The organism is Staphylococcus sp. ZWU0021, assembly GCF_000798895.1.
Taxonomy (GTDB): domain Bacteria; phylum Bacillota; class Bacilli; order Staphylococcales; family Staphylococcaceae; genus Staphylococcus; species Staphylococcus saprophyticus.
In genome coordinates this window covers 1-4,381 of sequence record NZ_JTLN01000028.1, presented here as the reverse complement: position 1 = coordinate 4,381, position 4,381 = coordinate 1, and the positions used below count along the sequence as shown (strand labels likewise).

The 4,381-nt window shown below is 29.3% G+C and carries 4 protein-coding genes and 1 pseudogene; 2 read left to right on the top strand and 3 right to left on the bottom strand.

Annotated features, from left to right (window positions below; translation table 11 throughout):
• Nucleotides 1–301, top strand: a 301-nt coding sequence (locus tag L987_RS09020) for an LPXTG cell wall anchor domain-containing protein (RefSeq protein WP_156105215.1), incomplete at its 5' end; no start/stop codon positions are given.
• 183 nt (nt 302–484) lie between these two features.
• Here L987_RS09020 and L987_RS09015 read toward each other — a convergent pair.
• The 3 genes and pseudogenes from L987_RS09015 to L987_RS09005 all read right to left on the bottom strand — a co-directional run bounded on the left by L987_RS09015 (nt 485) and on the right by L987_RS09005 (nt 3,019).
• A pseudogene (locus L987_RS09015) lies at nt 485–1,754 on the bottom strand (ISL3 family transposase).
• A gap of 224 nt (nt 1,755–1,978) precedes the next feature.
• Nucleotides 1,979–2,563, bottom strand: coding sequence for a hypothetical protein (locus L987_RS09010; RefSeq protein ID WP_047504332.1), 585 nt, complete (start codon nt 2,561–2,563; stop codon nt 1,979–1,981).
• A 75-nt stretch (nt 2,564–2,638) separates the two neighbouring features.
• Complete coding sequence (locus L987_RS09005; protein WP_075100277.1) at nt 2,639–3,019, bottom strand: DMT family transporter; 381 nt, start codon at nt 3,017–3,019, stop codon at nt 2,639–2,641.
• A 558-nt stretch (nt 3,020–3,577) separates the two neighbouring features.
• Here L987_RS09005 and L987_RS09000 point away from each other — a divergent pair.
• On the top strand, nt 3,578–4,381 hold an 804-nt coding region (locus L987_RS09000), incomplete at its 3' end, for an HAD-IC family P-type ATPase (protein WP_047504329.1).

The following is a 4,381-nucleotide window of genomic DNA, read 5'->3' as shown; positions in this document are numbered from 1 at the left end:
AGTTGTGACAACAGATGCGAATGGTAATAAGACAGAAACAACATTCACGATTACAGTAACACCGAACGAATCGAATAATCCATCGAGTACATCAGATACACCAAGTGAACATGAAGACCATTACAATCATAATGTTCAGGAAAATGTTTCCAAGGAAGATAAACAAGAAAATAATAATAAAAAACAAGAGTTACCAGAAACAGGTGAAACTGAAAGTAAAAATATTACATTGCTAGGAGGTATTTTAGCAGCTATTTCAGTTATATTCTTATTAGGAAGAGGAAGAAGGAAAAAACAATAGAGTTTCTTAAATCTTAATATTAGGATGATTATTTAAAATGAGAAAAAGTTACATGATATCAACATAGATATTATGTAGCTTTTTCTCATTATTTTTTATAATTCACTAATATGAAAAATATTAATTAGCTTTTAGTGATATATTCTGGCTCTTTGTCAAAGAGGACTGATACCATTTTTGAGATTAGGCAACCTTAGGTTGCTTAATCTCTTTTTTGATTGGAGAAGCATAAAGTCGTGAAGTTAGTAAGGTACGATTACGCAAATTATCATAATTTCTATATCCAAATGATATTCTTTTAATAAGTTTAATTTTATTATTGATGCCTTCTATTGGGCCGTTGGTTATATTAGGGTACTTCAAGGTATTATCAATATATAGTTGGTATTTTTTTAAAGTTTTTAGGACTATTTTTAATTTAAAACATACTTCGTTTAACTCTACTTCATTGAGCGTAGTTATAAAATCTTTTGAATTATTGTGTTTTAAACCATATCTTAATTCATTAACTACTTCATAGCTATATTGGAAATTTTTATCAAAACTCAGTAAATACTCAACAACACCTTTAGGTGTTTGCCAAGACTTAAATAACTTAAGTTTGCGATAAGAAAAGGCGTTAAGATCTTCAAACGGAGTTAGAAGTAATTTCCAATAACGTTTGTATTTATTATATAAAGGTCTATTACTCCTTCTAAACGTATTCATCAGATTAACCCTAGACATATTAAGCGCACGATTCAGCGCTTGAACAATATGAAACCTATCAATAATAATTTGAGCATTAGGAAATACTTCTTTAATCAAGGACATATATGGTTCATACATATCAATTGTAACGGTTAACACTTTGTTTCTCTCTTCGAGAGGAAAACGAGAAAAATAAATTTTTAGAGAATATAGTTTTCTATTTCTTACACTATCTATAATTTTATGCGAAGTCGCATCACAAAAAATAAAACTCATAGCGCTGTCTACTTGTTTAACACTTTTAAATTCATCCATTAGTATATGTTTCGGTAATGTGCTGAATGGCAAATGTTTGATATCTTGTGCAGCATGATTAATCACATGTGAAACGGTTGAATTAGATACACCACAAGACTTCGCTATGAATTTCTGAGAACGTATAGTGGTTGCCTTATCTAAAATTGTTAAACGTGTATTATTAGAAATGTGGCGATCAACATCAACGATGTTAGTTTGAGCTGTAAAGTAAGAACAACAATGCTTACAATAGAATCTTTGTTTTTTTAAGGATTAAAAATGCATTCATTTCAGATACTTTTGGAATTGTTATTCTAGAACTTTTAAAACCATTTTTTACAATACTATAGTTTGTGTTACATACACCACAACTTTCACAATAATCAGGAATATATGTAACTTTCGCATAATAGCACTTAAATCTTTCTCCTTTGTATTCAATTTCTTCTAGTTTATTGTCGAAAATAACATTAGGTCTTCAATTCCAAGTGTTTTTGATATAAATAATTCATAGGCGCATAATCTCTCCTTAGTTTATTTGGTAGGACATTTAAATTATAGAGATTTTTGCGCTTTTTTGTATCAAAAAACAGGACTGATTTTTATATCAGTCCTGTTTAGTATAGAACCTATATTCTGAGTAATAATCAAAAGGCATTAGTTCAATATAATTCTGGTTTTCAAAAGTCTCTATTTTAAAAATACACCTAGAATGGTAATAACATCTGCAGCAAAACTTGCGATATTGGATGATGATTTAGCGAATTGTTTAACTACAGACATATCATTGTAATTAGGTGTCTCATAATTGTTAAGCGAATTTTCTATATTATTAATAGCGACTAATAAATCAGTATTACTTGTATCTGTCAATTCTTCATTATATATAAATTTCTTTGCATTTATTGAGTTTATACTATCAGTAAATACGTTAACTTGGTTGGCTTTTTTTATATCAACAGAATTAGTTTTTATATCAACGTTTGTTTTTGATAATGGTACAGCATACAATTCTATTTCGTTATCAAGGTACTTATTGAGATATTTTTCTATAATATTTTCCCCTTTGTAATATGCTTGCCATTTGTAGCACTCATATTCATTGCTTCCAAAAGTTAAAATATAATTTTCTTGTATTACATAATTTAAAATCTTAAATAACTCTTTACCTTTTTTATTGATTGGAGTACATTTTAATTTGATAGTTAACTGATTGTTATCAAGTTGTATATCTTTTCTGTGTCTTTCAATTATATTGATTATATCTTTTTCCATATGTACAATCTCCTTAATTATTATAGGTAAAAATGGTATGTAGAAAGTTAATTTTATATTAATATAATTTTATTACTATTTCAAATCTACGCTTTCTTCAGCGTTTGCTGATGTAATAGTTACTCCAATTAATGTAATAATACCACCAAAAATAGCATATAAAGTAGGTATTTTACCTAACATAAAATAAGCTATTATTAAAGAAACAACAGGTGTTAAATATAATGAAATCGTCGCATCTGACACACCGATTTTTTGTATCGTATAGGCTAAGGCAATGTAAGGTATAACAGTTGGAAATGCTCCTAAATAAATGACAGATAGTATCGATGTCATATTTGCCGTCTGTAATTCACTAAAACTTCCTGGTAAAAATATAACCATAAATAATGCGCCTGCAATAATTGTATAAATCGTTAACTGAAAAAATAGAATGAACTCATTATTAGGGTTCATTCTATTTTTTAGCAAAATCAGTAATAGAGGGAAGCGTATCACAAATAAAACTAAAAAATAGGTTGTATATAACTCACTTTGAAATTGATTGAATATATAGTAACTTTAATAGAATGCAGCTATTGTGGCGTAGAATATGAGAATCAAAAAATGATTAATATAGTTTGAAGAGACTGAGCATAAATACTAGAAAAATGGCCAGTAAATGAGTTTACTATAAACTCATTTACTGACTTCTCTAATAATTATCAAGACAATTTTCGTTTCTAGGCATACTTTGAAATGCGCTATTTTCTTTAAGAATATTAATATATGACTTGTGTTGGTAATGATAACCTTGGTTAGAGTGTATTGTCATGTGATAGTTAAGATTAGATCTTTTAATTAAAACATTGTTTTAAATATCGATGACAAGGTCTAATGTAGGACGTGTAGATATAAGGTTCGGAATTATATAAATCCATAAAAGGAGATAAATCGAAAACCTTTATACCCTGGGTGGGTATATGTTATAGTATAAGTAGCTTTACTATAACATTTTCATTAGGAGGGGTTAATTTGAATAATAATGGTGAAGAGCATAATCATCAAAATCACATGAATCATTCCAATCAAATGCATCATGATAACCATGCCTCACATCATCATCATAGTGTCCATGCACATCATCATGGAAATTTTAAAGTTAAGTTTTTTGTTTCATTAATTTTTGCAATACCTATCATTCTTTTATCGCCACTGATGGGTGTTAACTTACCTTTTCAATTCACATTTCCAGGTTCTGAATGGGTAGTGTTAATATTAAGTACAATTTTATTCTTTTATGGTGGTAAACCGTTCTTGTCTGGTGGTAAAGATGAAATTGCTACAAAAAAACCAGGCATGATGACCTTAGTTACCCTAGGTATCTCAGTAGCTTATATTTATAGCTTGTATGCTTTTTATATGAATAACTTTAGTAGTGCAACTGGTCATACAATGGACTTTTTTTGGGAATTAGCAACCTTAATTTTAATTATGCTATTAGGACATTGGATAGAAATGAATGCTGTCGGAAATGCTGGAGATGCTTTAAAGAAAATGGCAGAACTGTTACCTAATAGTGCTATTAAAGTTATGGATAATGGCCAACGCGAAGAAGTTAAAATATCAGACATCATGACTGATGATATCGTCGAAGTAAAAGCCGGAGAAAGCATTCCAACAGATGGTATTATCGTTCAAGGACAAACATCTATAGATGAATCCCTAGTCACTGGAGAATCTAAAAAAGTACAAAAAAATCAAAATGACAACGTCATCGGGGGTTCTATTAATGGGTCTGGAACAATACAAGTCAAGGTTACAGCTGTGGGAGAAGAT

Excerpts from the sequence above, each read along its gene's own strand:
- L987_RS09010 (WP_047504332.1), bottom strand. The coding sequence starts at position 2,563 with ATGGAAAAAGATATAATCAATATAATTGAAAGACACAGAAAAGATATA.
- L987_RS09005 (WP_075100277.1), bottom strand. The coding sequence starts at position 3,019 with ATGAACCCTAATAATGAGTTCATTCTATTTTTTCAGTTAACGATTTAT.